At 37.1% G+C, this 25,770-nt stretch carries 24 protein-coding genes; 16 read left to right on the forward strand and 8 right to left on the reverse strand.

Annotated features, from left to right (window positions below; all coding sequences use genetic code 11):
• Positions 1 to 149 precede the first annotated feature (149 nt).
• The gene (locus ACIQ7T_RS07750; RefSeq protein WP_370079395.1) at positions 150 to 1,535 is read right to left on the reverse strand and encodes a glycine--tRNA ligase; all 1,386 of its coding nucleotides are present in this window, start codon (positions 1,533 to 1,535) and stop codon (positions 150 to 152) included.
• A gap of 453 nt (positions 1,536 to 1,988) precedes the next feature.
• On the opposite strand from ACIQ7T_RS07750, the gene ccpN reads away from it, so the two are divergent.
• The 11 genes from ccpN (at position 1,989) to ACIQ7T_RS07805 (ending at position 12,394) form a co-directional block, all read left to right on the forward strand.
• On the forward strand, positions 1,989 to 2,621 hold the full coding sequence (gene ccpN, locus ACIQ7T_RS07755; RefSeq protein WP_370079393.1) for a transcriptional regulator CcpN: 633 nt from the start codon (positions 1,989 to 1,991) through the stop codon (positions 2,619 to 2,621).
• A 19-nt stretch (positions 2,622 to 2,640) separates the two neighbouring features.
• On the forward strand, positions 2,641 to 3,453 hold the full coding sequence (locus ACIQ7T_RS07760; protein WP_370079391.1) for a pyruvate, water dikinase regulatory protein: 813 nt from the start codon (positions 2,641 to 2,643) through the stop codon (positions 3,451 to 3,453).
• Positions 3,454 to 3,657: 204 nt separating this feature from the next.
• Positions 3,658 to 5,490, forward strand: a complete 1,833-nt coding sequence (gene dnaG, locus ACIQ7T_RS07765; RefSeq protein ID WP_402869542.1) for a DNA primase — start codon at positions 3,658 to 3,660, stop codon at positions 5,488 to 5,490.
• Positions 5,491 to 5,522: 32 nt separating this feature from the next.
• A complete protein-coding gene (rpoD, locus tag ACIQ7T_RS07770; RefSeq protein WP_049663796.1) occupies positions 5,523 to 6,650 on the forward strand; it encodes an RNA polymerase sigma factor RpoD in 1,128 nt (375 codons plus the stop codon).
• Positions 6,651 to 6,953: 303 nt separating this feature from the next.
• Positions 6,954 to 7,517 (forward strand): hypothetical protein, encoded by a 564-nt coding sequence (locus ACIQ7T_RS07775; protein WP_402869543.1) that lies wholly within the window; start codon positions 6,954 to 6,956, stop codon positions 7,515 to 7,517.
• Between the two features lie 524 nt (positions 7,518 to 8,041).
• Complete coding sequence (locus ACIQ7T_RS07780; protein ID WP_402869545.1) at positions 8,042 to 8,392, forward strand: c-type cytochrome; 351 nt, start codon at positions 8,042 to 8,044, stop codon at positions 8,390 to 8,392.
• Between the two features lie 181 nt (positions 8,393 to 8,573).
• Positions 8,574 to 9,266: a tRNA (adenine(22)-N(1))-methyltransferase gene (locus tag ACIQ7T_RS07785; protein ID WP_402869546.1), complete on the forward strand. Its 693-nt coding sequence runs from the start codon at positions 8,574 to 8,576 to the stop codon at positions 9,264 to 9,266.
• A 1-nt stretch (position 9,267) separates the two neighbouring features.
• Positions 9,268 to 10,389 (forward strand): Nif3-like dinuclear metal center hexameric protein, encoded by a 1,122-nt coding sequence (locus ACIQ7T_RS07790; protein WP_402869548.1) that lies wholly within the window; start codon positions 9,268 to 9,270, stop codon positions 10,387 to 10,389.
• A 15-nt stretch (positions 10,390 to 10,404) separates the two neighbouring features.
• Positions 10,405 to 10,629, forward strand: a complete 225-nt coding sequence (locus ACIQ7T_RS07795) for a hypothetical protein (RefSeq protein ID WP_402869549.1) — start codon at positions 10,405 to 10,407, stop codon at positions 10,627 to 10,629.
• Between the two features lie 762 nt (positions 10,630 to 11,391).
• Positions 11,392 to 11,634: a DUF2164 domain-containing protein gene (locus ACIQ7T_RS07800; RefSeq protein ID WP_402869551.1), complete on the forward strand. Its 243-nt coding sequence runs from the start codon at positions 11,392 to 11,394 to the stop codon at positions 11,632 to 11,634.
• Between the two features lie 223 nt (positions 11,635 to 11,857).
• Entirely contained in the window at positions 11,858 to 12,394 is a 537-nt protein-coding gene (locus ACIQ7T_RS07805) for an NADPH-dependent FMN reductase (protein WP_402869553.1), read from the forward strand.
• A gap of 504 nt (positions 12,395 to 12,898) precedes the next feature.
• On the opposite strand, the gene ACIQ7T_RS07810 is transcribed toward ACIQ7T_RS07805, so the two are convergent.
• Complete coding sequence (locus tag ACIQ7T_RS07810) at positions 12,899 to 13,267, reverse strand: hypothetical protein (RefSeq protein ID WP_402869555.1); 369 nt, start codon at positions 13,265 to 13,267, stop codon at positions 12,899 to 12,901.
• A 289-nt stretch (positions 13,268 to 13,556) separates the two neighbouring features.
• Between ACIQ7T_RS07810 and ACIQ7T_RS07815 the strand changes: the two genes are divergently transcribed.
• On the forward strand, positions 13,557 to 14,447 hold the full coding sequence (locus ACIQ7T_RS07815) for a PhzF family phenazine biosynthesis isomerase (RefSeq protein WP_402869557.1): 891 nt from the start codon (positions 13,557 to 13,559) through the stop codon (positions 14,445 to 14,447).
• 67 nt (positions 14,448 to 14,514) lie between these two features.
• Here the strand turns inward: ACIQ7T_RS07815 and ACIQ7T_RS07820 are convergent, their stop codons facing one another.
• Both ACIQ7T_RS07820 and ACIQ7T_RS07825 read right to left on the reverse strand, forming a co-directional pair.
• Positions 14,515 to 14,694 (reverse strand): hypothetical protein, encoded by a 180-nt coding sequence (locus tag ACIQ7T_RS07820; RefSeq protein WP_132356806.1) that lies wholly within the window; start codon positions 14,692 to 14,694, stop codon positions 14,515 to 14,517.
• 448 nt (positions 14,695 to 15,142) lie between these two features.
• Complete coding sequence (locus tag ACIQ7T_RS07825; protein WP_370081515.1) at positions 15,143 to 15,679, reverse strand: tubby C-terminal domain-like protein; 537 nt, start codon at positions 15,677 to 15,679, stop codon at positions 15,143 to 15,145.
• Between the two features lie 290 nt (positions 15,680 to 15,969).
• On the opposite strand from ACIQ7T_RS07825, the gene ACIQ7T_RS07830 reads away from it, so the two are divergent.
• Positions 15,970 to 16,218 carry a LapA family protein gene (locus tag ACIQ7T_RS07830; protein WP_370081517.1) on the forward strand — a complete coding sequence of 83 codons (249 nt, stop codon included), beginning with the start codon at positions 15,970 to 15,972 and terminating at the stop codon, positions 16,216 to 16,218.
• Between the two features lie 408 nt (positions 16,219 to 16,626).
• Here ACIQ7T_RS07830 and ACIQ7T_RS07835 read toward each other — a convergent pair whose 3' ends face one another.
• Both ACIQ7T_RS07835 and ACIQ7T_RS07840 read right to left on the reverse strand, forming a co-directional pair.
• Positions 16,627 to 17,892 (reverse strand): dicarboxylate/amino acid:cation symporter, encoded by a 1,266-nt coding sequence (locus ACIQ7T_RS07835; RefSeq protein WP_370081519.1) that lies wholly within the window; start codon positions 17,890 to 17,892, stop codon positions 16,627 to 16,629.
• A 289-nt stretch (positions 17,893 to 18,181) separates the two neighbouring features.
• Positions 18,182 to 19,231: a TRAP transporter substrate-binding protein gene (locus ACIQ7T_RS07840; RefSeq protein WP_402869560.1), complete on the reverse strand. Its 1,050-nt coding sequence runs from the start codon at positions 19,229 to 19,231 to the stop codon at positions 18,182 to 18,184.
• A 112-nt stretch (positions 19,232 to 19,343) separates the two neighbouring features.
• Between ACIQ7T_RS07840 and ACIQ7T_RS07845 the strand changes: the two genes are divergently transcribed.
• Positions 19,344 to 20,924, forward strand: coding sequence for an ATP-binding protein (locus ACIQ7T_RS07845; RefSeq protein WP_427447726.1), 1,581 nt, complete (start codon positions 19,344 to 19,346; stop codon positions 20,922 to 20,924).
• A 220-nt stretch (positions 20,925 to 21,144) separates the two neighbouring features.
• Entirely contained in the window at positions 21,145 to 21,846 is a 702-nt protein-coding gene (locus ACIQ7T_RS07850; protein WP_402869562.1) for a response regulator, read from the forward strand.
• A 195-nt stretch (positions 21,847 to 22,041) separates the two neighbouring features.
• On the opposite strand, the gene ACIQ7T_RS07855 is transcribed toward ACIQ7T_RS07850, so the two are convergent.
• Entirely contained in the window at positions 22,042 to 23,010 is a 969-nt protein-coding gene (locus ACIQ7T_RS07855; RefSeq protein ID WP_370081525.1) for a 4-hydroxy-3-methylbut-2-enyl diphosphate reductase, read from the reverse strand.
• 73 nt (positions 23,011 to 23,083) lie between these two features.
• Positions 23,084 to 23,623 carry a VrrA/YqfQ family protein gene (gene vrrA / locus ACIQ7T_RS07860; RefSeq protein ID WP_370081527.1) on the reverse strand — a complete coding sequence of 180 codons (540 nt, stop codon included), beginning with the start codon at positions 23,621 to 23,623 and terminating at the stop codon, positions 23,084 to 23,086.
• A gap of 372 nt (positions 23,624 to 23,995) precedes the next feature.
• Here vrrA and ACIQ7T_RS07865 point away from each other — a divergent pair, with 372 nt between their 5' ends.
• Positions 23,996 to 25,684: a methyl-accepting chemotaxis protein gene (locus ACIQ7T_RS07865; protein WP_402869565.1), complete on the forward strand. Its 1,689-nt coding sequence runs from the start codon at positions 23,996 to 23,998 to the stop codon at positions 25,682 to 25,684.
• Positions 25,685 to 25,770 lie beyond the last annotated feature (86 nt).

Raw genomic sequence — 25,770 nt, forward strand, 5'->3', positions numbered from 1 at the left:
TTGTTTCTCGACAATTCAAGTATATATAAATCGGTGAATCTGTGCTTTTTTTATGCGTGGAATTATGTGAATACCCCAACAAATATTATAGAACCAAAATAAGAGGGAGTCGCTTAAAATGCGACTCCCTCTTTATATACTGATGAATTTTAGAATTGAAGATGTTTTTCGATGTATGCTTTAACATCTGTAATTGGCATACGAACTTGAGACATTGAATCGCGATGACGCACTGTAACTTGACCATCTTCTTTTGAGTCGAAGTCATACGTGATACAGAATGGTGTACCAATTTCATCTTGACGACGGTAACGTTTACCAATTGATTGTGACTCGTCAAAATCAACTGGGAATGATTTACGAAGCTCTGCCCAAACATCAGTAGCTTCATCTGAAAGCTTTTTAGAAAGTGGTAGGACTGCAGCTTTAAATGGTGCTAGAGCAGGGTGGAAGCGTAAAACTGTACGCTTATCATCGCCTTCAAGCTCTTCCTCGTCATAAGCATCGCAAAGGAATGCTAATGTTACACGGTCTGCACCTAAAGAAGGCTCGATACAATATGGAACATAACGTTCGTTTGATACTGGGTCAATGTAAGTGAAATCTTCACCAGAATGCTCCATATGCTGTTTTAAATCGAAATCCGTGCGATCTGCTACGCCCCATAGTTCGCCCCAACCGAATGGGAATTTAAATTCAATATCAGTTGTAGCATTTGAGTAGTGAGATAATTCGTCGTCCTCGTGATCACGAAGACGCATAGAATCTTCTTTCATGCCTAAATTTAACAACCAATTTTTACAAAACTCTTTCCAGTATGCGTGCCATTCAAGGTCCTCGCCAGGCTTACAGAAAAATTCAAGTTCCATTTGTTCAAATTCACGCGTACGGAAAGTGAAGTTACCTGGTGTAATTTCGTTACGGAATGATTTACCGATTTGTGCAATACCGAATGGTGTACGTTTACGCATTGAACGTTGTACGTTTTTAAAGTTCACAAAAATACCTTGTGCTGTTTCTGGGCGTAAATAAATTTCATTAGTAGAAGATTCTGTTACACCTTGGAATGTTTTAAACATTAAATTAAATTGACGAATATCTGTGAAATCAGCTTTACCACAATCCGGGCACACTACGTCATACTTAATCATCGTTTCTTTCATTTGATCAAATGTCATACCATCGACAATGATTTCATCGCCTTTTGCTAGCGCAGCGTCCTCGATGATTTTGTCAGCACGATGGCGCGCTTTACATGCCTTACAATCAATCATTGGGTCATTAAAGTTGCCAACGTGACCAGAAGCAACCCAAGCTTTTGGGTTCATTAAAATTGCAGCATCTATCCCAACATTGTGCTCTGATTCTTGGACAAACTTTTGCCACCATGCTTTTTTAACATTGTTTTTTAATTCAACACCTAATGGACCGTAATCCCAAGTGTTTGCTAAGCCTCCGTAGATTTCAGAACCAGGGAAGACAAAGCCGCGATGCTTCGCTAAAGATACTATTGTTTCCATTGATTTGTTTGCCATAAAAATAGCCTCCTTCAAAGTTTTCACAGAGTGAACATTAATTTTGTTTAAGCGAATTTATACAATTCGCTAGAGATATTTTTTAATTTAGGTAGGACTAAATTAAAAAATAGCACCCGTCTCCGGGCACAATGAATGCCCAGGGACGAGTGCTAAAACCCGCGGTTCCACCCTGATTGTTTTAAACGCGTTGTTTAAAACCTCTTTTCAAAAAGTTAGCTCAAGGAGTGCCTTTTCTCTGTTGCTATGTAGACTTTCACCATCTTCTACTCGCTTTAAAGTGGAACAGATACTTTTTTTCCCGTCATCGCCTATATAACGCAAATCGCTCGAAAATACATTTAGAGCAAGCGTATGTGTCAATATTGTAGCATGTAGTTCTTTTCTTCGCAATAATTATTAAAATAGTATATAATAATTGAGCATAAGTATAACACTATTAGATTTGAGGCGGTGAGTCCAATCGAACTCAATAAACGTCAGGAAAACATTTTACAAATTGTGAAAGAAAACGGCCCAATCACAGGCGAACATATTGCAGAACATCTCAATCTGACAAGAGCAACTTTAAGACCAGATTTAGCAATACTCACAATGGCGGGCTTTTTAGATGCTAGACCTCGTGTTGGCTATTTCTATTCAGGTAAAAAAGCATCCGTTACATTGACGGATAGTATTAACAATTTAAAGGTGAAAGATTTTCATTCAGGACCAGTTGTTGTACCGGAAACAATGACTGTTTATGATGCGATTTGCTTCATGTTTTCAGAGGATGTTGGAACACTCTTTGTCGTAGATAAAAATGAATTTTTGACAGGGGTACTTTCTCGTAAAGATTTACTACGTACAAGTATTGGTACGCAGGATTTAAACAAAATTCCTGTACATATAATTATGACACGTATGCCAAATATTTCGTACTGTGAGAGATCAGATTCTTTAGTTGTTGCTGCGAATAAACTAATTGAACGGGAAGTTGATTCGCTACCAGTAGTAGAGCCACAAGAAGGTGGTTTGAAAATCGTTGGTCGTCTTACAAAAACGACGATTACACGAGCTTTCTTATCACTTGTACAGAATGTCTAAATATTTGAAGGAGAGCAGCATGAAAAGACTACGGGTTTTTGTTGTATCTGATTCAGTCGGTGAAACTGGTGATCAAGTAGCGAAAGCGGTTATTAGCCAGTTTCGACCTAGTTTGGAAAACACGGTTATTCGCCGTTTTCCTCATATACAATCAGAGGAGCTCATTCGGAAAATTGTATGCCTTGCAGCGAAACAGAATGCATTTATTGTGTATACGCTTGTTCGCCAGGAGATGCGATCGTTATTACATGAACTGTGTGAGCAAGAAAATGTCTATGCTGTCGACATCTTAGGGCCTGCTTTAAAAACAATGACAACATTTGTGGAAGAATTCCCATTAGAAGCACCAGGAATTGTGCACCAGCTAGATGATGATTATTTTAAAAAAATAGAGGCTATTGAATTTGCGGTAAAATATGATGATGGTAGAGATCCACGTGGTCTATTACAGGCTGATATTGTGTTAGTCGGTGTTTCACGTACCTCTAAAACACCGTTATCACAATATTTAGCACATAAACGCTATAAGGTGGCGAACGTACCTTTAGTACCAGAAGTGGAGCCACCAGAAGAACTATTACAAATAGATCCGAAAAAATGTATTGGTTTAATTATTTCTCCTGATAAATTAAACTCAATTAGAAAAGAGCGATTAATGTCTCTTGGATTGAATGATGATGCTATCTATGCGCAGCATAATCGAATATTAGAAGAAATCCAGCATTTTGAAAAAATTGTCGCTAAAATCGGTTGTAAGGTTATTGATGTGACAAACAAAGCTGTTGAAGAAACAGCGAACGTCATTATTGAGCATATCTCGAACTGTAAATAAGAAACGAATGATGATAAACCACCTCATGTAAGAGGCGGTTTTTTTGAGTCGGTTTTGAAAATAGTATAGATAAAAACTAATTTTTGTTTTATAATAATAAAATTGTGGTAAAAATATTTATTAAGAGAAAAATCCTATTTTTTTGTCGAGAAATAAAGGATTTTTAAATCGGATAGCGAATTGTGTTTTAGAACGTAATTAAAGATGGTGATGAATGTGGCAGGGAAGATTCCTGAAGAAGTGATTGAACAGATTCGCTCACAATCGGAGATTGTTGATGTCATAAGCGAATACTTGCAGCTTACAAAGCGTGGGCGCAATTGGTTTGGGCTCTGTCCATTTCATGGAGAACAAACGCCATCTTTTTCTGTGTCATCAGACAAACAAATTTTTCATTGCTTTGGTTGTGGTGCAGGCGGTAATGCTATTACTTTTGTTATGGATATAGAAGGTATTTCTTTTCCTGACGCTGTCGTGAAACTTGGTGAACGTGTTGGCATACAGTTAGATATTGGGCCAAGTTTACCTGAAGTAACGAAAAAGGTATCTAAAGCGGAAGAAAGGATGAAAGAAGCTCACGCTTTTGCAGCAGATTTTTTTCATCATTTACTGTTAAATACTGAAGATGGTGAAGAACCTTTAAATTATTTGCTAGAAAGAGGATTTACAAGGGAACTTATAGAATCTAATAGCATTGGATGGTCTCTTCCAAGCTTTGATGCATTAACGATATTGCTTGAAAGAAAAGGTTATAACTTACAAGAAATCGCGGAAAGTGGTTTAGTAATCAAGCGTGAAGGGGAAGAACGCTATTTTGATCGTTTTAGAGGGCGTATTATGTTTCCCATTCGTGATGAGAACGGTAAGATTATAGCGTTCTCAGGACGAATCCTTGCATCAACTGGTGAAGAGGCAAAATATTTAAATAGTCCAGAATCACCAATTTTTCAAAAGAGTGAAGTGCTATATAACCTAGATAAAGCACGAACCTCGATTAGAAAAAATCGTCAAGTAGTATTGATGGAAGGATTTATGGATGTTTTAGCAGCAACTTCTGTGGGTGTAACGAATGCTGTAGCAACAATGGGCACTTCGCTTACGAATCAGCATATCACAAAGCTAAAGCGCTTAGTAGAGCAGATTACGATTTGCTATGACGGTGATAATGCTGGGTTTGATGCGGCGAAAAGAGCGGCACAGTTACTTCAAACGGAACGTATGAAAGTCAATATTGCGGTGTTACCAGATAAGCTAGATCCCGATGAATACATTCAAAGTTTAGGTGGACAAGCATTTAAAGAACAAATTTTGGAAAACCCTCATGCGTATATTGCTTTTATGATGATGCATGCTAGACGAAATAAGAACTTTCAGTTTGAAAATGATACGCTTCAATATATTCAAGAAGTTCTTGAGCAACTGGTAGGTAGATCATCACCAGTTGAACGAGATTTGTATATAAGACAGCTATCGAATGAAACAAACATCTCGGAAGAAGCGATTTATGCTCAATTCCGAAAGCTAGAGGCAAGTCAGGTTCGTTCTGCAAAAGTAGAAATGCCTGTTCAAACGCCTTCGATGCCGGTCACTCAGCAACATAAGCCTATGGACGCAGCTGAACGTGCCGAACGTTTATTACTGGCTCATATGCTTCATAATATAGATGTAGTGGACAGGGTATTACGTAGTGAGCAAAAAGATCCATTTGTACGAGATGCCTATATGGCAGTTTTTGTTCGCTTAGTAGGATTTTATGAGGAATATGGTCATCCTGATTATCAGCGTTTTGTTGAGATATTAGATGACTCTGAATTACGCAAGATTGTAATGGAAGCGGCTTTAGCGGAACGAGATCCCGACCAAGCAGATGCAGAGGTCGCAGACTCAATTCGTCAGCTGCAAAAATATAGAATTGAGCAAGAAATTCAACAAAAGATGCATGAGTCAAAGGAAGCGGAGAAGATGCATGAGTATGCACGTGCACTTGAAATCGCCCAACAGATTATTCATTTAAGAAAATCGTTATCGGCGATTTAACCCGATTCGGTTGTTTAGAAGGAGGAAGGTTTATGGCGGACAAGTCAGAACGTTCAAAAGAGGTAGAAGTAGAAATTACATTAGATGAAGCAAAAAAAATACTACAAGAAAAAGCAAAAACAGAAGGTGAAATTTCTATGAAAGAAATTTCAGAGAAACTAGCGCCTTATGAATTGGAGAACGAAGAGATTTTCCACTTTGCTGAGGACCTTGAAAAGGCTAAAGACATTCAAATCATTGGGAAAGAAGAGTTTGAAGAAGAAAGCTTAATGAAAGAAGAAGCAAACGAAGAGACTTTCGATTTAAATGATTTGAGTGTACCACCAGGTGTTAAAATAAATGACCCTGTACGTATGTATTTAAAAGAAATTGGTCGAGTTGATTTACTTTCTGCCGAGCAAGAAATTGCATTAGCTGAGCGTATTGAGCAAGGTGACGAAGAAGCACGTAAACGCCTAGCTGAAGCGAACTTACGTCTTGTTGTATCGATTGCAAAGCGATATGTTGGCCGTGGAATGCTATTCCTTGATTTAATTCAAGAGGGGAATATGGGGCTTATCAAGGCTGTTGAGAAATTTGACTACCGTAAAGGTTTTAAATTCTCCACTTATGCAACATGGTGGATTCGCCAAGCGATTACACGTGCAATTGCGGACCAAGCACGTACAATTCGTATTCCAGTGCATATGGTAGAAACAATTAATAAATTAATTCGTGTACAACGCCAATTATTACAAGACTTAGGTCGTGAGCCTTCACCAGAAGAAATTGGCGAAGAAATGGATTTAACACCTGAAAAAGTACGTGAAATTTTAAAAATTGCACAAGAACCAGTATCTCTTGAAACACCAATTGGAGAAGAAGATGATTCACATTTAGGAGACTTTATTGAGGATTCTGAAGCTCAATCTCCATCTGACCATGCAGCTTATGAATTGTTAAAAGAGCAATTAGAGGATGTGTTAGATACATTAACTGACCGTGAAGAAAATGTCCTTCGCTTACGTTTCGGTTTAGATGATGGTCGCACACGTACATTAGAAGAGGTAGGGAAAGTATTTGGTGTAACGCGTGAACGTATTCGCCAAATTGAAGCTAAGGCTCTTAGAAAGCTACGTCACCCTTCTCGCAGCAAACGTTTAAAAGACTTCTTAGAATAAAGATAAAAAGTTGGGCTATCTAATTAGTAATGACTAATTGGATAGCCCTTTTTTAGGCTACTATTATATTTGCATGAAATAGGAGAATACCTGTGAATGTGAAGTAAATAGCGGCGCAAAATTTTCATTATTTTTCCCTAGAACATACTAAACATAATAGATATTTTTTCGATAAATGTTATAGCGAGTAATTAGAATGAAACAGTCTTATTATTTTTGCTACTTTATACAGATGTGTTATTAAAGGTATTAAGATAAAATTGTAATAATAACCATTATTAAGCAATGTTTGGAGTATACACTATGACAAATCCTCGAAAAAAAATAATCTTGAATGAGATTTTGTTTTGGAAGCAGAATAAGCTATTACCAGAACATTACTGTGATTTTTTAGCGGCTCTATATGCAGAGGGGGCAGATGTAGAGGAGTTAGAACCAGTACATCATAAACAGGCTATATTGCCTTCAGAAAAGAGAAGGCTACTATTTATTATTGCAGGTATATGTATTGCCATGATTACACTGTTGTCTATTTATTTTACAATAGCATCCTTAATGATAATTTTAACGGTTGTTGTTGGAATAGCTGCTGTGATATTATTTCTGACAGCATTTAGAATGGCACGTAAAAATGATTTATTAGCCCCTGTTTTCCATTTGTTGGGTGCTGTTTTATTGTTTAGTATGTCTATTCGAATTTACACTACATATTTTAATGGGAATAATATTGCTTTGTTTTGCTTGATTGCAGCAAACTGCGGGGTTTGGCTTTGGTCAGGTTTAAAAATGAAGCTACTTTATTTCACGGTCTCAGGTGCCCTAGGTTTACTGGCACTGATTAGCTATTATACCATAAACTTATTATAGGAACTCATTTTGTAAAATAGTTTCGCTAACAATGACAAGAATCTGTTTGCTTTCAAATAGCTAACAGATTCTTTTTTTTATCAAAATGTGATCTGGAAATTTATCCCATGTAAATTGCTGAAGACTAAAAACAATGCGAAAGCGAAGCGTCAGCAACAAAGCGCCCAGCCGGAACGGAAATCAACCATACGTTATGGTGATGAGCCATGATAATAGGACTTATTGCTATGGCTTATTCTATTAGCAAATATCAATAAGTTATTTTGATTTTCTTGGTATATGATGCGTAAAGAGAGGAAAGATAACAACATGTAAGGAAGTCGTTAAAAAGATAATAGATAGTCCAAATATTGGGGATTTCAAGACATATTTTATCCAATAGTTACAGAAATGTCGAATTTGTTACAAACAAAGGAAAACTTAGCGAATGGTCTTTTCGTTTCATGGTTAATGAAGTACAATGTTAGATGTTGACTGATTCTATATTATCATAGAAGTAGATTTACAATGAGGAGGGGAAACATATGAAAAACAATCCAGTCGTTCCTTACATCTTAATTTTAGCATTTGGTATTGGTCTTATTTTCTTTATGTCTTTAATGGGCGCAGAGAACAAAAAGGAAATCGCTGCAGAAAAAGAAGGTGGAGGCGAAAAAACAGAAGCTACTGATGACGGCTCAGCTTTAGTACAATCTTGTATTAGTTGTCATGGTGATGACCTAAGTGGTGGTTTTGGTCCAAGCTTACATGGCAAAGATGAAGCTCGTATCGTAGATGTTTTAACAAACGGAATCCCAGGAACTCCAATGACGCCTGGTATGAAAAACGAAGCGGAAGCAAAAGCAATCGCTGAGTACATTTCAACTCTAAAATAGTCTAAAAAAGTAGCTGTACTGAAAGCGTTTAATCGTCATCGGTACAGCTACAATTTATTTTTCTTCATTCAGTAAATGGAAAATGGAGTTGCTCAAAATTTTTGAGTCAACTCCATTTGTTTTTTTTCACGACATCATACATACTAAGAGTGGACACTATTTAAGACAGGCGGTAAAAAAAATGAATGCAAAAAATTTATCAAAGCGATTGGAAACAGTAGCAAAATATGTACCCTCTGGTGCAGTTGTGGCTGATATTGGCAGCGACCATGCATATTTGCCATGCTACTTAATTCATAAAGGTATTGCTTCTTACGCAATAGCAGGGGAAGTTGTGAAAGGACCATTTGAATCAGCAGTAGGACAAGTGCAAAAGGAAGGCTTAACAGAAAAAATTACAGTACGACTCGCGAATGGCTTAGCGGCTGTTGAAGAAGCTGACCATGTAGATACAGTTACTATTGCTGGAATGGGTGGACCTCTTATTGTCTCCATTTTGGAAAAGCATCCTGAAAAGTTGCAAGGGGTAACAAGGCTTATTTTGCAACCAAATATTCATGCTAAAGTGATTCGCGAATGGGCATTAGCAAATAATTGGGCAATCCAGGACGAAGAGATTTTAGAGGAAGACGAAAAAATTTATGAAATTCTTGTTTTGCAAAGAAGCACAATGACGTTATCGGAACCGGAAATTTTATTTGGTCCGAAATTAATGCAACGAAAATCACCATCATTTATAAAAAAATGGTCACGTGAAAAAGAAAATTGGCAGCGTGTATTAAAGTCCATTGAAGGGGCAGATCAAACACCTGAAATTGAAGAAAAACGTGCAGAGTTAGTAGCTTTACTCAATTTAGTGGAAGGGGTTCTATGAGATGAAAACAGTTAACGGTCAGGAAATTATACAATTGTTCGAATCATGGTCGCCTAAAAAACTAGCCTGTATGGAAAATGACCCAATTGGTCTTGCAATCGGTACATTAAATAAATCTGTAAGTAAAGTATTAGTTACATTAGATGTTAATGAAGTAGTAGCTGAGGAAGCTATTGCTCAAGGATGTGAGCTAATAATAGCGCATCATCCACCGATTTTCAGACGTCTTTCAAATATTCGTACGGACAATCCTGCCGGGCGTTTATATGAAAAACTTATAAAAAATGATATTGCCGTTTATGCAGCACACACGAATCTAGATGTGGCTGAAGGCGGTGTTAACGATTTAATAGCAGATGCTCTACAGCTTGAAAACCGTTCTATTTTAGAAGAAACATATGCGGAAAATATGTTGAAGCTTGCCGTTTTTATACCGACTGCAAATGCCAATGATTTACGTGAGGCATTAGCAAAGGCAGGAGCCGGTCGTATTGGAGATTATGAAGCGTGTAGCTATACTACCTTAGGAGAAGGGCGATTCCGTGCACTAGAGGGTGCAGCTCCACATGTAGGTTCTATTGGAGAATTACATGTTGAAGAAGAAGTGAAGGTAGAAGTTGTATTTCCGGAATCTATAAAAAATCGTGTATTAAAGGCAATGTTAAACGCACATCCATATGAAGAACCTGCTTATGATATCATTCGCTTAGACCAGCAAACGAATGTAATGGGCTTAGGACGCGTTGGTTATTTACCACAAGAAATGACTCTTCATGAATTTACGCAATTCGTCAAACAGCAGCTAGATGTACCCGCTGTCCGCGTTGTTGGTAATTTACAATCGAAGGTGAAAAAAGTTGCGCTTGTCGGTGGTGACGGCAATAAATATATTTATTCTGCAAAACGTGCTGGGGCAGATGTATTTTTAACAGGAGATATGTATTTCCATACTGCACAGGACGCTCAAGCAATTGGTCTACAAATCGTAGATCCAGGACATCATGTGGAGAAAGTGATGATTGCAGGAGTAGCTAAAAAGATGGCAAGAATGTGTGAGGATAAAAAATATTCTGTTGAATTTGTCCAATCTGCTATTCATACAGAACCATTTTTATTCGTGTAAGAGAGGGGAATATCTATGGCGAATGAAAGACCTGCCGGCAATAAAGCCGGCAAGTTATGGATAATGATTGGTTTGCTGATTGCTGTGTTTGGGGTAGGTATGACATTGATGACGAATACGATGAATGCCAAAAAAATTGATACTATGACCGAGCAATGTGAAAAAGATGGTGGAGAAGCCATCGTCTCAAAGGAAAAGAGTTTTCTATCAACAAACTATTCATTTAAATGTAACCAGTAATAATAAAAAGGCTGAATTATAATATGTAATATAATTCAGCCTTTTTATGTAGAAAACAAAACGCTTAAGGAAATCTTTGTGGATGTTGTGCTCTAAAAATGAGGGTGATTTCCGTTCCAGGCTACTCGCTTTGCCGCTGACGCTTCGCTTTCGCGCAGAGCAGAAGCTTCCTCCGCTGCGCTCCGTGCAGGGTCTCGCCTGTCTCGCTTTCCCACGGGAGTCGAGTAGCCTTCCACTCCAATCAGCAATAGCGTATAACTTTTATAAATTTTATTCATTTCAAAAGTGAACACTATTACTATTCACCATAATCAAACAGAAAAGACTTATAACAGTGACGCAATTGTAAACCTATTATTGCTAACGCTAAGATTTCGCACAAAGATGCCGTCGCTGTTTCGTTGTATCATTATTAATTAGAGTAACATGCCAATAGATACATGCTAAATGGTTGATTGTAGTGGAGGCTGGGCGACTCCTTGGGGATCAGCGTCACAGATGAGACCCTGGAGCGAGCTTCGCGAGTGAAGTGGCTCATCGGACGCCTCCAGGAAAGCGCCCAGCCGGAACGGAAATCAACCCCTCGTTTTGCCGAAGAGCCAAACATAATTTATTGTGAAACTTTAATATAATTGACATAATGCGGAATATGAAGACTGAATTATAGTATTTAATATAATTCAGTCTTTTTGTGTATGCATGAATTAATTTTAGAGTATTATGATAGGTGAGTATAAATTGCTATGAGAGGGGATTTTTGAATTGTTTATTCGTTTCACAAAAGAACAACAGGAAACAATAATTGCTGATATTCAACGTTTTTTCTATAATAATCGTGATGAGGATATTACAGAATTTGAAGCAGAAAGAGTATTAGACTTTATAAAGGAAAATATTGCTCCACATATTTATAATGCGGCTATCTCGGATGCAAAATATGTTGTAGAAAGACAATATGCATCGATTGAGGATGAACTTGCAGCATTAGAAAGACCGATTAAATAAAATAATTTAATCCGAATTAAATAACTGGAAATTTTTATAAATATATGATATTTTTATCTTGGATTAAAGATAATTTAATTCGAAGTAAAAAACAATGGTTTCATTAACCATCAATGTATTGAATAAAGAATTGGATTCCTGTACAACATGGCTAAGAGAACCGTTTTTAGTTTTAAATGAGTGATTCGGTCACAATTTGAGGGATGAATAAAGGAGGAACAACATGTTGAAAATAGGGGTAATTTTAGGGAGTACGCGTGAAGGTCGTTTAAGTCCACAAGTAGGCGAATGGGTAAAGGAAGTCGCTGGAAAACGTGGTGATGCGGAATATGAAATTATTGATATCGCAGATTTTAAATTACCACTTCTAGGTGAGCCAGGTGGCGATGCTTCTGGAGCAGCTACATGGTCACAAAAAGTCGCCGCATGTGATGGTTTTGTATTTATCGTCGCAGAGTATAACCATTCCATTACTGGGGCGTTAAAAAATGCATTAGACTACTTACGCGTGGAATGGAATAATAAGGCGGCAGGTATTGTTTCTTACGGTTCTGTTGGTGGAGCAAGAGCTGCTGAACATTTACGTGGAATTCTTGGTGAATTATTAGTTGCAGATGTTCGCGTCCATCCCGCTTTATCTTTATTTACAGATTTCGAAAACGGCACAGTATTTAAACCAAAGGATGTGCAAGCAGATTCAATAAATCAAATGCTAGATCAACTTATCTCTTGGTCAACGGCATTAAAAACAATTCGATAATTACCTTTAGCAGTATGCATAGTAATAAATGCATATTGCTTTTTTATGCGCAGCACGAGCGCAATCTATAGGTGATTAAACCTGGGTTATGAAGACATAAGTAGTGGTAAGCCAATCGAAAGGATGTGCATAGTGACGTGGAATATTGAATCATTACTTGATCGAATGATTTGGTTATTTTACACTAGCAGACACGAAACCAATCTTGATATCGCTAACAGATTAGTTAGGAGAATATTTAGTATGTACTTATGGAAGGTTTGGAAGAAACCTAGGACAAGAATAAGAAAGCTTATTCGATAAGGTATCCCTTATTAAGCCTATGAATGGGAAAATGCTTGCAAAGGGTATTAGAGAATACGAAAAGCCTAAATTAAGTAAAGCCCTTAACAACACCTACTGGAATCATCAAGGGCTCAAAAGTCTACAAGTTTGAAATAAACCGCCGTATACGGAACCTTACTACGAGTAGTCGGGGGTTAGTCACCCCGGACTACTAGATACTTAGTAATTAGATATTACACCCATACCAGAACAGCTAGTTCCTGAGAAACAAGTTAGCTCTAAAGTATATTTAGCATTTTTAGTCATTGGAACTTGATAATTAGTAGAAGCTCCTGCAGCTAAACCTATAACCGGACCAATGTTCACGCCATCTTTCTTAAGAACATAACCAATACCAACTTTACCTGTATTTACAACACTAATACTACCTTGTCCGTTCGCTGTTATAGCTCTAGTTTGGTTTGATGAAAGACCATCAATATTTACTACAGCATTTTCGAAAGGGGCTGCATGCGCAGTATTACTACCTAAACCAAATACTCCTAATGACAAAGTAGCTGCTAAAACCAAATGTCCTAATTTTTTCATAACTATCACCTCCTATGTATTTAATAGCTATATTACATCAATATGGTAATAAAGTAAATATATTACTTGTAAAAATTATCTATTTATTTTTAAAAATGGTTATTTATGCTGCGAGGATTTTATTTACTAAGCTATTATGTAGCCATAAAACGTAGATATAAAGAATAAAGTGGAATATAGTAAATTATATTGAGTAAATGGTAGTATAAAGGTGAAAAAGCAAGTCGCTAGTTGAAATTAGCATTTATGTACCTGGCTTCCAGACTTTATAAAAGGAAGGGAAAAGAAAATGAAAATGGTTACCGTCCATCATTATGATGCGTTTAGCATGATACCTAATATGGGGAACCCAGCAGGTGTCGTCGTAGAAGGAGATCAGTATAGTGAAATAGAAATGCAAGCTATTGCTAAGCAAGTAGGCTTTAACGAAACAGCCTTTACGCTAAAATCGGATAAAGCAGATTTACGTATACGTTATTTCACGCCAGGGCATGAGATGAATTTATGTGGACATGCAACAATGGCAACAATCTATGCACTGAAAACACAAGGTTTACTAGAAAATAAGTCAAAGCTAACTATTGAAACGAAAGCAGGAATTCTCCCAATTGAGATAAAAGAACAAAAAGGGAAAATTCATATCACTATGCAACATGCAGCACCTCAGTTTGAGGCATTTAACGGTTCAAAAACTAAGCTTGCACAATCTATTGGACTAACAGAAGAAGCAATACATCCTGAATTACCGATAGTCTATGGAAGTACAGGAATTTGGACATTACTAGTACCTATAAAAAATTTATCATACTTTGAAAAAATGACTCCGCAAACTGCAGATTTTCCGGATGTCCTTGAAGAAATGCCAAAAGCATCCGTGCATCCTTTTTGCTTAGAGGCATTTGATAAGTATGCAGATATGCACGCACGACATTTTTCATCACCTTATTCTGGAACAATTGAAGATATAACTACAGGCACTGCCTCTGGTGTTATGGGAGCATATTTTGCTAATTATATCGATCGAGAAGCTCAATTGCCAAAAACACTTACCGTTGAACAAGGTCAGGAACTTGGAAAGGATGGGCGAGTGCATGTACATGTCAAAAATGACGATGGTAAACTGAATATTTCGATTTCAGGGACTGCTGTACATGTGAAGGACCTAAAAGTGCATATATAAAAAGGGAGCCGCTTACAGTATTTTTATTACCTAGGAAGCGGCCCCTTTTGAAATGTCATCCATTCCATTAATGTTTTATTTCTTCAATGACCTTTTCTTTTAAATCTGCATCCATTGAGGAAAGCTTAACGTTATTTGTAAGACGTTCTTGCAATTCTCTTTCTGTCATAATACCGCGTTCTTCTAGAATTTGAACAAGTAGATCTAACGTCATTAAATTTTTAATATCTGCTGCTTTTGTATCCATGTTAAATGCCTCCAAATGTATAGTATTTCTACCTCTTTAGTGTACTCCTTTTTTAGTAGGTCGGCGTAAAATGGTCAAAACAAAGCGAATTTATTTCGTGTCCCGGAATATATTGAATGATTCTAGCAGTAGTGAAAGACAAAAAAGAACGAGCTAGCTTTTATGAGAAATCAGCGACAAGTAGTTGTAAAATGCAATAAACTAACAATAGGAGTTTTTTTTCATTATCTATTTAAACCGGTATGTATTTATGTTAATTAAGAGCTTTCTCTCCGTTAGTTGAACTTTGTTTTACGCTGCTAGAGCTTCGCCGCCAAAACTGCATTTTCCGCCGCTAAAGCCGTCCACTTCACCGCTAAAATTACTTTTTCCACCGCTAAAGCCGAACACCCCTAGGAAAGCGCCAAGTCGGAACGGAAATCAACCCCACTCTATGGTGATAAGCCTCCTAATTACTCATTGAGAATAAAGCCTGATATAAAGTTGCTAGCAAAGCAACAAAGAGCGTATCGTCAGAGTTAAAAAGTTTAAAAGATATACCAGTACGCACAAGTTCAGTTTCTACATTACTAGCGCTAGCTATTTTTTCATCATTACAATATAAATAAGCGGTTGAAGTAAAATCCTTTTCAAAGCGAAAAGCTAGCCCATCCATTGTAAAAGAGTAGGAGGATTCAAGTAATTGAACCGTCTTCCGTTGTATCGGTAAAATGGATCCATCTGGCATAATAAGCTGATGGCTAACACCCTTTGTTAATAGTGTAGATTGCACTTGAAAAAGTGGTGCCCCTAAAGTAGTGCGTGATTCATAGCGATGCGGTAATGACTGTTGTGCTGTAACTAGCATAACAGAATTGATTACTTTTCCAACGGATGAACGTTCAACCTTTTGTAGCACGCAAACCGTCTCATTTTGTTCATTCACAATAGGGATATTTGAAAAGCTTTCGAAAGCTTTTGGGTAGGTAAGGGTAAATGTAGTCATAAAAAAGCCTCCAATCTACTTACTATACGGAGAAGCTTAACCTTAGGTTTCACCTTCAACAAAAATTTTAACTTCTTTCAGCAAATGTTTTGTGTAGCGAAAGCAAAGCGATAGCTACAAATGTTTTGTGTACCGAAAGCGTAGCGACAGGTACAGAAGTCTACCACAACTATAGGTGGTGAGTTGAATATCAAAGGGTATACCCTTGCTGCGAAATAGTGATTGTCCTAAGCTAATTCTGATTCTATAATAGTGAATGTAATAGTTTATTAACAATAATGAGGTGGCTTATGAAAAAGCAATGGAACTTAATATTAGCACTAATTGTGGTCTTAATTATCGCAGTTTTTTCAGTTATCAATGTTGACATGGTAACGGTTAATTATTTATTTGGAAAAGCTGAGTGGCCATTGATCCTCGTCATTATTGGGTCAGTCCTATTGGGAGCCCTACTAACTGGATTAATTAGTATGATGAAAATTTATCAACTTCAAAGAGCTTTGAAAAAGGCTGGTGGTGAAATAGATCAACATTCTTAAAAGTTAATCTATTTCAATCAGAACGGAGCCCTTTATTATTTTTAATTTAATATCGTCCTCAAAATCAGGAAGGGTTATGCAGGCCAAAGCACAAAGCCGATTCCGGACGCATTGTTTATCTGTAGTGACAGCGGCAAATGTTTTCTGCGCGAAAGCGAAGCGACAGCGGCAAATGTTTTCTGCGCGAAAGCGAAGCGACAGCGGCAAATATCTTCTGTGCAAAAGCGAAGCGTCAGTGGTAATTGTGCCGAGGCATAATTGATTCAATAGGCGATAAAGTTCGATTGATTTTTTATGCAAGCAACAAATGATAGTACATTTGAGTTTTTAAAAAAGGAATATGAAATTTAACAATGAAAAAGGCTGGCCGATAATGTGAATTTCTTCACTACCGGACAGCCTTTCATTTTATTGTTGAGTTGTGACTTCTCCTGCAAGAGCACGTTTTTCCTGCTCTGGATCGAATTCTTTTTCCATTTTTGAAACGACAACTGTTGCTACACCATTACCAATTAAGTTTGTAACGGCGCGCGCTTCTGACATAAAGCGATCGACCCCGATTAAAAGTGCAATTCCTTCTACTGGAATCATTGGGAATGCTGCTAATGTTGCTGCGAGTGTAATAAAGCCAGAGCCTGTTACACCGGCCGCACCTTTAGATGTTAGCATTAAAATAGCAAGTAATGTAATTTGATGCCATACATCTAAATCAACTCCATAAGCTTGTGCGATAAAAATAGCTGCCATAGATAGGTAAATGGACGTACCATCTAAGTTAAAGGAGTACCCCGTTGGAATGACAAGACCAACGACTTGTTTAGAGCAACCATAGTTTTCTAATTTGCGCATCATCGAAGGAAGGGCAGATTCTGATGATGATGTTCCAATAACGATAAAAATTTCATCTTTAATATATTTAATAAACTTAAAGATACTGAATCCAAAGTAACGTGTAATAAGACCAATGATGAATACGATAAAGATAAACATTGTAATATAAACAGAAAGCATTAAAAATCCTAAGTTTCCTAGTGATTTAAGACCGAAGTTTCCGATTGTGTAGCTCATAGCGCCGAATGCACCAATCGGGGAAACTTTCATGACCATATTAACAATTTTAAAGAATATATCTGCTACTTGTTCAAAAAATTTAATAACTGGTTTAGCTGGTTCACCAATAGCTGCAGCAGCTATGCCGAATAAAACAGCTGAGAATAAAACAGGTAATAACTCTCCATTTGCAAGTGCTCCGACAACATTATCAGGTATAATTTGCATAATAAATGCACCAATACCATGCTCTGTAGCGGCTGCTGCCTCTGTATATTGGGATACATCTGCACCGTTTGCAGCTGCTGTATTAAAGCCTTTACCAGGTTTTACAATATTGACTACGATTAAGCCGATTGCTAGTGCGAAAGTAGAGACAATTTCAAAATAGATTAATGCCTTCCCGCCAATTTTACCAACTTTTTTTACATCGCCCATACTACCAATTCCAATAACAACTGTTAAGAAAATGATAGGAGCTATTAACATCTTAATTAATTTAATAAAAATATCTGCTAATATTTTCAACTTCGCTCCGAATTCTGGGAACGTAGCACCTACAATAATACCTAGCACAATGGCAATCAGTACTTGTACAGTTAAGTTTTTAAAATTTATACGCATGAAGTTCTCCCCTAACACTGTTTATGAATATTATGTGAACGCTTTCATGAGGTTATCTTAGCTGAAATTTTCCGACAATAGTTTTTATGACCGTAAAGTTTCTATTGTTCATTTTGTTCATTTTTTTGTTGGGAAATCAATAAAACTAGTGATATCAAGGGTTCGTGGCTGTTTTATAGTAGTTTTGTAATTTTGGAATCTATTATAATACACAAGAAAAAAATCCCCACTCTAGTGAGGATTTTATCATTAATGAACAAAAGTATTGTTCCCGCAGTGATGAAATACTTTAAGGAGAAACAATTTTTTCAATTTCCGATAAAACATCGTTTTCTTGTACATTGTTTCTATAAAAATCATAAACAGGCGCTAGTTTTTCCTTAAAGCGTTGGCGTTCCTTATTACTCATCGTATAGGTTTCAAAGTTATCTTGCTGCTTAAGTTTTTGCAAATTTTCTTCGTTCATTTCTACAGCTTGTTCAAATTGCCAATCTGTTGTTTCTTTCATAGCCTCCATAATCTGTTTTTGGATTTCCGGAGGTAGAGATTTCCAAAACTTGTCGTTCATTAAAACGGCGTAGCCTAAAATGCCATGCTTAGTTAATGTCATATGTTTCTGCACTTTATAGAAACCTTTAGAATAAATATTTGACGCTGTGTTTTCTTGAGCATCGATGGCATTCGATTCTAAATCAGTAAAAACCTCGCTGAATGGAGTTGGGATTGGTGTAGCTCCAACAGCCTCGAATTGCTTTTCAAGGGTTTTACTTGGCATTGTACGAACACGTAAGCCTTTTAAATCTTCAAAAGTATGAATAGGGTGATCGACAGAGGTTAAATGTTTAAAGCCATTATGCCAAAAGCCTAGTCCTTTTATATGAAAAGGCTTAAGCTCATTTAACAATTGTTCACCAATCGAACCTGTAAGTACCTCATGCACTTCATCATCCGTATTAAAAAGGTAAGGTAAATCAAGAACCTGCCAATTTGGTATATAGGATGTCATCTTTGAGAAAGTAGGGATAATCATTTCTACTTGTCCATTTTGCAAAGCCTGAAACTCGTTTTCATCATTAAACAAGGAGGAGTTTGGGTAGACGTGTACCTTCACTTTGCCATTTGTTTTTTCCTCTACAAGCTCGGCGAATTTACTTGCCGCCTGTCCTTTTGGCGTATTCTCAGCAACAACATGACTTAAATGAATCGTAATTTGCGTATTCAAACCTTTTTGCTCATCGTCATAGGGAAGAGGCTTGGCGAATAGTAAGCCTTGTTGAACACCAAACGCTATCGTTAACAATAAAACAGTTGCTATTGTTCCAATAATAAATTTTTTCATCTATTACACCTAATTTATTCGTATTTTCTGATGTTTTTGTTATTCTAACATATGGAGTAAGTTAAAATATAGTAAGAGGGAGGCGTACATCTTGAAATTTCAAAAAATATCGATGAAGAGAAAAATTATGTCTCTGACTTTTTTTATTCTCATGCTCTCCTTTAGTATAGGTGGAACATTTTTGCTAGGGTTCGTCATGACTGTGCAAAAGGATAAGCTTGGAGATCAGGCTTTACTTGTGGCAAAAACAGTATCACAGCTTCCCGAGCTGAAAACTTACATATCAAATAATAATTTTAACGAGGCTACCAAACACATAAATCCTGTAGTGGAGGAAATACGTGATATAAATGGCGCACAGTATATTGTTGTACTGGATATGCAAAGGCGCAAGTACTCACATCCAAATACAGAGGAGATTGGGCAAATCTCGGAGTCAGGAGATCTAAACGCTGCGTTTTCTGAGCATTATTATACATCCATCGCACATGGTGACCATGGAGATATGGTACGAGCATTCGTCCCAATCATGAGTAAAGAAGGTAAACAAATAGGCGTAGTAGTAGTGGGCTATAGTGTTTTAACTGTGGCAGAGTTGCTACAATCTATTCAAACAGAATTAATGATTACTATTTTATTATCTCTTTTCTTTAGTGCATGGGGGGCTCATACATTAGGGCTTCATATGAAAAAGCAAATGTTTGGGCTAGAGCCCCACGAAATTGCTAAAATGTATGTAGAACGAACGGAAACATTTAACGCGATGCATGAAGGGATTATTGCCATTGATAATGATTTGACAATCACAATATTTAATGAAAAAGCGTGTGACATATTGGGGGTTCACAAAAAGCCTTCAACATTAATAGGGAAGAAAATTTTTGACGTTTTACCTGATACACGATTACCTGAAATTTTGGAGCTAGATCAACCCATTTTTAATCGTGAGCTCTATATTAATGATAACAATATTATGAGTAATCGTATTCCTATACAAGTTAATGGAAAAACGGTTGGAGCTGTGGCCATGTTTAAGGATCGTACAGAAGTGAAAAAGCTTGCAGAGGAATTAACGGGTGTTAAGGCATTTGTACAAGCATTACGCGTACAAACACATGAGCATAAAAATAAATTGCACACAATTGCTGGTCTTTTACAACTTGGACATCATGAACAAGCACTTTCTTACTTAACACAAGTAAAAGAGGAACACGATGAAATTACAAACTTTCTAAATGAACGGATTAAAAATGAAAATATTTCTGGGCTATTGCTTAGTAAAATCTCCTATGCAAAAGAACAGGGAATTCTACTGGAGATTGACAGAGAAAGCCGTTTGACAACATTTCCAAACAATTTAGATCATCATGATTTCGTTATTTTATTTGGTAACTTAATTGAAAATGCTTTTGATGCATTAAGGGATGTACAAATTGAAGAAAAAATAATCCATGTTTCTGTTGATGAAGATGAGGATGTTCTGGCAATATTAGTAACGGATAATGGTAAAGGCATGACAAATGAAGTCAAGGCACATATTTTTGATAATGGCTATTCGACAAAAGAGAAAAAAGGTCGAGGCATTGGACTTTTTTTAATAAAAGAAATTGTACAAAAAGGAAAGGGAGAAATCGAAGTCATAAGTGAACCGAATAAAGGAACAAGCTTTTTAATAACTTTTTACCATACTTAATAGGCCCATCATCAAATGCTGGGCGACTCTTTGGGGTTCATTTGACATCCCTAAGAAAGCGCTTGGTTGTCATGAAAATCAATCCTATGAGTAATGCAATATGAATAGTTGAAATAGAAGCGAGAAATTCTATGGGAACAGTGTGGCGCTCTCGTAGATATCTTCCTTAAGTGAAAATTTGCACATATAGAGATAGAACAGAGTGTATGGAGGACTAACAGTGACACAAACAAAGGTTTTATTAATAGAGGACGATCCAATGGTGCGAGAGGTTAATCGCCAATTTATTGAAAAGATAGCTGGATTTGAAGTAATTGGACAAGCCTCAAATGGAGTTGAAGGGATTGCTCAAATTCAAAAACTGAAACCAGATTTAGTATTTATGGATATTTTTATGCCAGAGCAGGATGGAGTGACAAGTTTACGGAAAATTCGTGAACTCAAGTTACCGGTAGATGTCATTACGGTAACCGCTGCTAATGATATGGAAACTGTAAAACAGGTCCTGCATCTTGGCGTCTTTGATTATATTATGAAACCTTTTTCATTTGAACGAGTGCAAGGAACGCTTGAAAATTATTTGCGCTTCAAAAAGCAAATGCAAACGGAACATGAGCTAACACAAGGGGAGCTTGATCAGTTATTCCATTATCATGGAGGGGATAATGAGGTTCAGCAATCCAATGTCTTACGGTCAGAAAAAAGTTTACCTAAAGGTTTTAATCGTGCAACACTAGAGAAAGTTGTGCACTATTTGCAATCTGTAGAAGGAGCATCAGCAGAAGAAGTAGCCAGTGGTGTAGGTATTGCGCGCGTAACAGCAAGAAGATACTTAGATTATTTAGAGAAGCAAGAGGAAATTACGATGGATGTGCATTATGGTGGCATTGGTCGTCCAGTCAATTATTATTTTAGTAAATAATGAGAAATCCTGATTGTCAAAATAGACAATCAGGATTTTTTACTACTATAGATTTTTAAGCTGTGGATAACCAAAGTCATAGTTATCGTCTAAGCTAAAGCGCTACTATCCTCGAGGTCGCTTCGATCCCTCGGGCAAAAGTGGTGGAGCGTTTACTTTTGCTTCGGGCTCTCCAAAGCTTTAGCGCATTTGTTCTTAGTAAGGCATAATTTTGTCAACAGGCTTTGGCGTTTTAATTTTAGGTAAAATTTTATCTAATGTAACTGTACGCTCAATGATATGTGTTGATTCATCATTTTCATCGAAATGATCAAGGAATGAAATAACCTCTTTTACAATTGGTGTTGGCGTAGAAGCACCTGCTGTAACAGCGACAGAATTAATTCCTTTTAACCATTCAACTTTAAGCTCAGAAACGTCTGCAATTCGATAAGATGGCGTCCCTGCTATTTCAACAGAAACCTGCGTTAAACGATTCGAGTTATTGGATTTTGGGTCACCAACAACAATAAGTAAATCTGCCTCCCCAGCTTGCTGTGCAACTGCCTCTTGGCGGACCTGGGTTGCCAAACAAATTTCCTTATGCACTTCAATATGTGGGAATTTCTCTTTTAAACTATCCATTAAATGAGCGACATCCCATTGACTCATCGTCGTTTGATTTGTTACTAGTAATTTATCATTCGTTAAATTTAATGCATCAATATCCGTGGATGATTGCACTAAATGTACATGATCTGGTGCAACCCCAATTGCTCCCTCTGGCTCGGGATGGCCTTTTTTACCGATATATATAATATCATAGCCATTTGCTGATTTTTCACGAATTAAATCGTGTGTAACTGTTACGTCAGGACATGTAGCATCAATGGATACTAAGCCTTTTCGCTTCGCAATTTCACGAATTTCAGGTGAAACACCATGTGCTGTGAAAATAACAGTGCCAGTTTCAACTTGTTCAATAATTTCTAAACGATTCTCGCCATCTAATGTGATGATGCCATCTGCTTCAAAGGCATCCGTGACATGTTTATTATGCACAATCATACCTAAAATGTAGATAGGTCTTGGTAATGTTTTATCGAGTGCGGCGTTTCGAGCGATGACCATCGCATCAACAACACCGTAGCAATAGCCACGTGGATTAACTTTTAATACTTGCATGGTTGTGACTCCTTTCAAGCTTACCTACCTACATTATAACGGACAGGGACGGCGAATACAAAGAAACCTTCATCTACATAGGCGGCTGGAATATACGGGGCTTAGATGGAAGTGGTTCAGCAGGAGTAAATGATCCATTTTGTCGAGACGCTTTTCGACTTTTAGTTGAACCTGCTCCTTCACTAGCCGCTGCTCCAGCTGCTACTGCTCCAGCCCCTGCGGCAGCTCCTGCAGCAGGAAGACCTTGAAATCCTTTATACAATTTTAAAAGTGACGGAATATTTTTTACCATTGGCATTGCTTGCTGAATGTAAGGTGTATATGTTTTCGCTGAGTTAAATAAGCTATTCGCTTGCTGCAAAAATGAACCGATTTTTGAAGGTTCCTGCATTGGCATTTGTCCTCCAAATGCTCCTATTCCACTAGACATAGGAAAGCCACCGGGAATTCGTGGTTGATTCGGGAAGCCTCCAGGCGGGAAAAAGGACTGCGGTGACATTTGTGGAGGTGTTGGCATTTGCATCGGCATTTGCATCGGCATTTGTTGCATTGGCATTTGCATGGGCATTCTCATGCCACCAGGATACATCGGGAACTGTGGTCTAAATACCATAACGATCTCCTTTCGATAGTGATTTGACATTGATGACATACCTGATTATAAATATGATATGCAGAAGGGTAAGTTAGCGTTCGACACGCACAAAATAAATAACTAGGGCGATTATAAATGTATCTCACTATATCAGTAAGGTTTACTTATTATAGATGTAGACAGTAAGTGGTAAAAAATTCTTAAAAACTACACACTTTTTTCTCTATTCCAGTCGATAAGAAAGGTATAATGTTTTGTTGGTAAATCATCAAGTTAGAAAAAGATGATTTTAAAGTTAGTTCTGTGAAATATGTTACATTAATGTAAATAAATTGTTAAAATATTTTTTACTAGACTAAAATAGCAGAGGTTAAAAATAGGAGGTATTTTGTGTCAATTAAAGTAAGAAGTATAGTGTCGTTTGGCCTAATGGTAGTATTAGTTTTAGTTATGGGAATTTTTCAGCAACAAAATGCTAAATCCCAACTGGAGCAAGTACATTTGATGAAAGAAAAAACACTTCAAACGACGTTATTAGCAGATGAGATGAAGTTAGCAGTTGTACAGGTTCAGCAGTATTTGACTGATATTAGTGCCACAAGAGCACTCGATAATTTAGATGATGGATTTGAGCAAGCAGAAAAATATAGTAAAATCTTTAATAAAGATTTGGAACAAGTGAAAAAAATGCATCAGGAAGACCAGGAAAGATTAGATGCGATTAAAGTAGCGTTTGATGAGTATTATAGTACTGGTCAGAAAATGGCTCATAGTTATATTCAAGGCGGGCCTGAGCAAGGGAATAAACTGATGCTTGAATTTGATACTACTTCAGTTGAGATTAATGACAAAGTAGATTTGTTTCAACAAGAAAACATTACAGACATGCAAAATTCTTTAGCACATGTTGAAAAGCTTATTGATGATAATAAACAATGGTTCTTATGGATGTTCTGTATTATTTTAATGATTTGTGTAGTAGTTGGAATTATATTTGTACGTTCCATCGTTGTTCCTGTAAATAAGCTAACTTCTGCAGCAAGGGTAATTGCTAAAGGAGATTTATGTCAAAAGGATATCGAAGTTAGAACGAAGGATGAAATTAAAGATTTGGCTGATTCTTTTAATTTGATGAAGTCTAATTTACATTCACTAATACATAGCATGACGGCAAATGTTGAGCATACATCATCAGCTGCTGAAGAACTAGCAGCAAGTACAGAAGAAATTTCAAATTCCTCTCATGATATTGCAAACCTTGTAGAGAGAATGGCGATTAGTGATAATCAAGCAGCTGTTACAGGTCGTGAAAGTTCGATAGCAATGGATGAAACTGCTCAAGGTGTTCAACGTATTGCTGAGGCTACTCAAATGCTTCATTCTAAAGCAGTAGACACACAATCTATTGCAAATGATGGTGAAAAAACGTTGTATATTGCAGAAAACCAAATGTCAATTATCCAACAATCTTCAAATACAACAAATGAACGTATTAAGAAGCTAAGCACGCAATCAGCTGAAATCGTTCATATTACGAAAGTAATTACTGACATTACTGAGCAAACAAATCTTTTAGCTTTAAATGCTGCGATTGAGGCCGCTCGTGCGGGAGAGCATGGTAAAGGCTTCGCAGTCGTGGCAGATGAAGTGCGCAAATTAGCTGAGGAATCCAAAGCTTCTGCCAATCAAATAGTGGATGTAATAGCACTTATTCAGCAAGAAACGAAAGAAGTAGAAAAGGCCGTAAATGTAACAGTATTGAATGTAGATGAAGGTGTCACATTTATTCAGAATGCCCAAAATGCCTTCGATGGAATTTTAAAAGCGATTGGTGAAATGACATCTCAAATCGAGGATGTATCTGCTTCTACGCAACAAATTTCTGCAAGTACTGAAGAAGTGGCAGCATCGGTCAATGAAATGTCCTCTTCTTCCAAGCATGCTGCACAGCAATCTGAAACAATAGCATCGACAATAGAAGAGCAAGTTGCGACCATTCAAGAAATAAATACTGTTGCTAAGGCATTAAGTGAAGAAGCGGTGACTGTGAAGGAAGAAATCAATAAATTAAAAATTTAAGAGGCTTATCAGCAAAGCGAGTGGTTGATTTCCGTTTCGACTGGGCGCTTTGTTGTTGCTGTCGCTACGCTTTCGCACAGATAAAA

Origin of the sequence: Lysinibacillus sp. NPDC096212 (genome assembly GCF_044763105.1) — a bacterium.
GTDB lineage: Bacteria > Bacillota > Bacilli > Bacillales_A > Planococcaceae > Lysinibacillus.

Coding starts and splice junctions, on each gene's coding strand:
- ACIQ7T_RS07845 (WP_427447726.1), top strand. CDS start 19,344: ATGAAGAGAAAAATTATGTCTCTGACTTTTTTTATTCTCATGCTCTCC.
- ACIQ7T_RS07805 (WP_402869553.1), top strand. CDS start 11,858: ATGTTGAAAATAGGGGTAATTTTAGGGAGTACGCGTGAAGGTCGTTTA.
- ACIQ7T_RS07775 (WP_402869543.1), top strand. CDS start 6,954: ATGACAAATCCTCGAAAAAAAATAATCTTGAATGAGATTTTGTTTTGG.
- ACIQ7T_RS07780 (WP_402869545.1), top strand. CDS start 8,042: ATGAAAAACAATCCAGTCGTTCCTTACATCTTAATTTTAGCATTTGGT.
- dnaG (WP_402869542.1), top strand. CDS start 3,658: ATGGTGATGAATGTGGCAGGGAAGATTCCTGAAGAAGTGATTGAACAG.
- ACIQ7T_RS07835 (WP_370081519.1), bottom strand. CDS start 17,892: ATGCGTATAAATTTTAAAAACTTAACTGTACAAGTACTGATTGCCATT.
- ACIQ7T_RS07790 (WP_402869548.1), top strand. CDS start 9,268: ATGAAAACAGTTAACGGTCAGGAAATTATACAATTGTTCGAATCATGG.
- ACIQ7T_RS07830 (WP_370081517.1), top strand. CDS start 15,970: ATGAAAAAGCAATGGAACTTAATATTAGCACTAATTGTGGTCTTAATT.
- ACIQ7T_RS07825 (WP_370081515.1), bottom strand. CDS start 15,679: ATGACTACATTTACCCTTACCTACCCAAAAGCTTTCGAAAGCTTTTCA.
- ACIQ7T_RS07785 (WP_402869546.1), top strand. CDS start 8,574: ATGAATGCAAAAAATTTATCAAAGCGATTGGAAACAGTAGCAAAATAT.
- ACIQ7T_RS07810 (WP_402869555.1), bottom strand. CDS start 13,267: ATGAAAAAATTAGGACATTTGGTTTTAGCAGCTACTTTGTCATTAGGA.
- ACIQ7T_RS07795 (WP_402869549.1), top strand. CDS start 10,405: ATGGCGAATGAAAGACCTGCCGGCAATAAAGCCGGCAAGTTATGGATA.
- ACIQ7T_RS07750 (WP_370079395.1), bottom strand. CDS start 1,535: ATGGCAAACAAATCAATGGAAACAATAGTATCTTTAGCGAAGCATCGC.
- ACIQ7T_RS07820 (WP_132356806.1), bottom strand. CDS start 14,694: ATGGATACAAAAGCAGCAGATATTAAAAATTTAATGACGTTAGATCTA.
- ACIQ7T_RS07855 (WP_370081525.1), bottom strand. CDS start 23,010: ATGCAAGTATTAAAAGTTAATCCACGTGGCTATTGCTACGGTGTTGTT.
- vrrA (WP_370081527.1), bottom strand. CDS start 23,623: ATGGTATTTAGACCACAGTTCCCGATGTATCCTGGTGGCATGAGAATG.
- rpoD (WP_049663796.1), top strand. CDS start 5,523: ATGGCGGACAAGTCAGAACGTTCAAAAGAGGTAGAAGTAGAAATTACA.
- ACIQ7T_RS07815 (WP_402869557.1), top strand. CDS start 13,557: ATGAAAATGGTTACCGTCCATCATTATGATGCGTTTAGCATGATACCT.
- ACIQ7T_RS07760 (WP_370079391.1), top strand. CDS start 2,641: ATGAAAAGACTACGGGTTTTTGTTGTATCTGATTCAGTCGGTGAAACT.
- ACIQ7T_RS07840 (WP_402869560.1), bottom strand. CDS start 19,231: ATGAAAAAATTTATTATTGGAACAATAGCAACTGTTTTATTGTTAACG.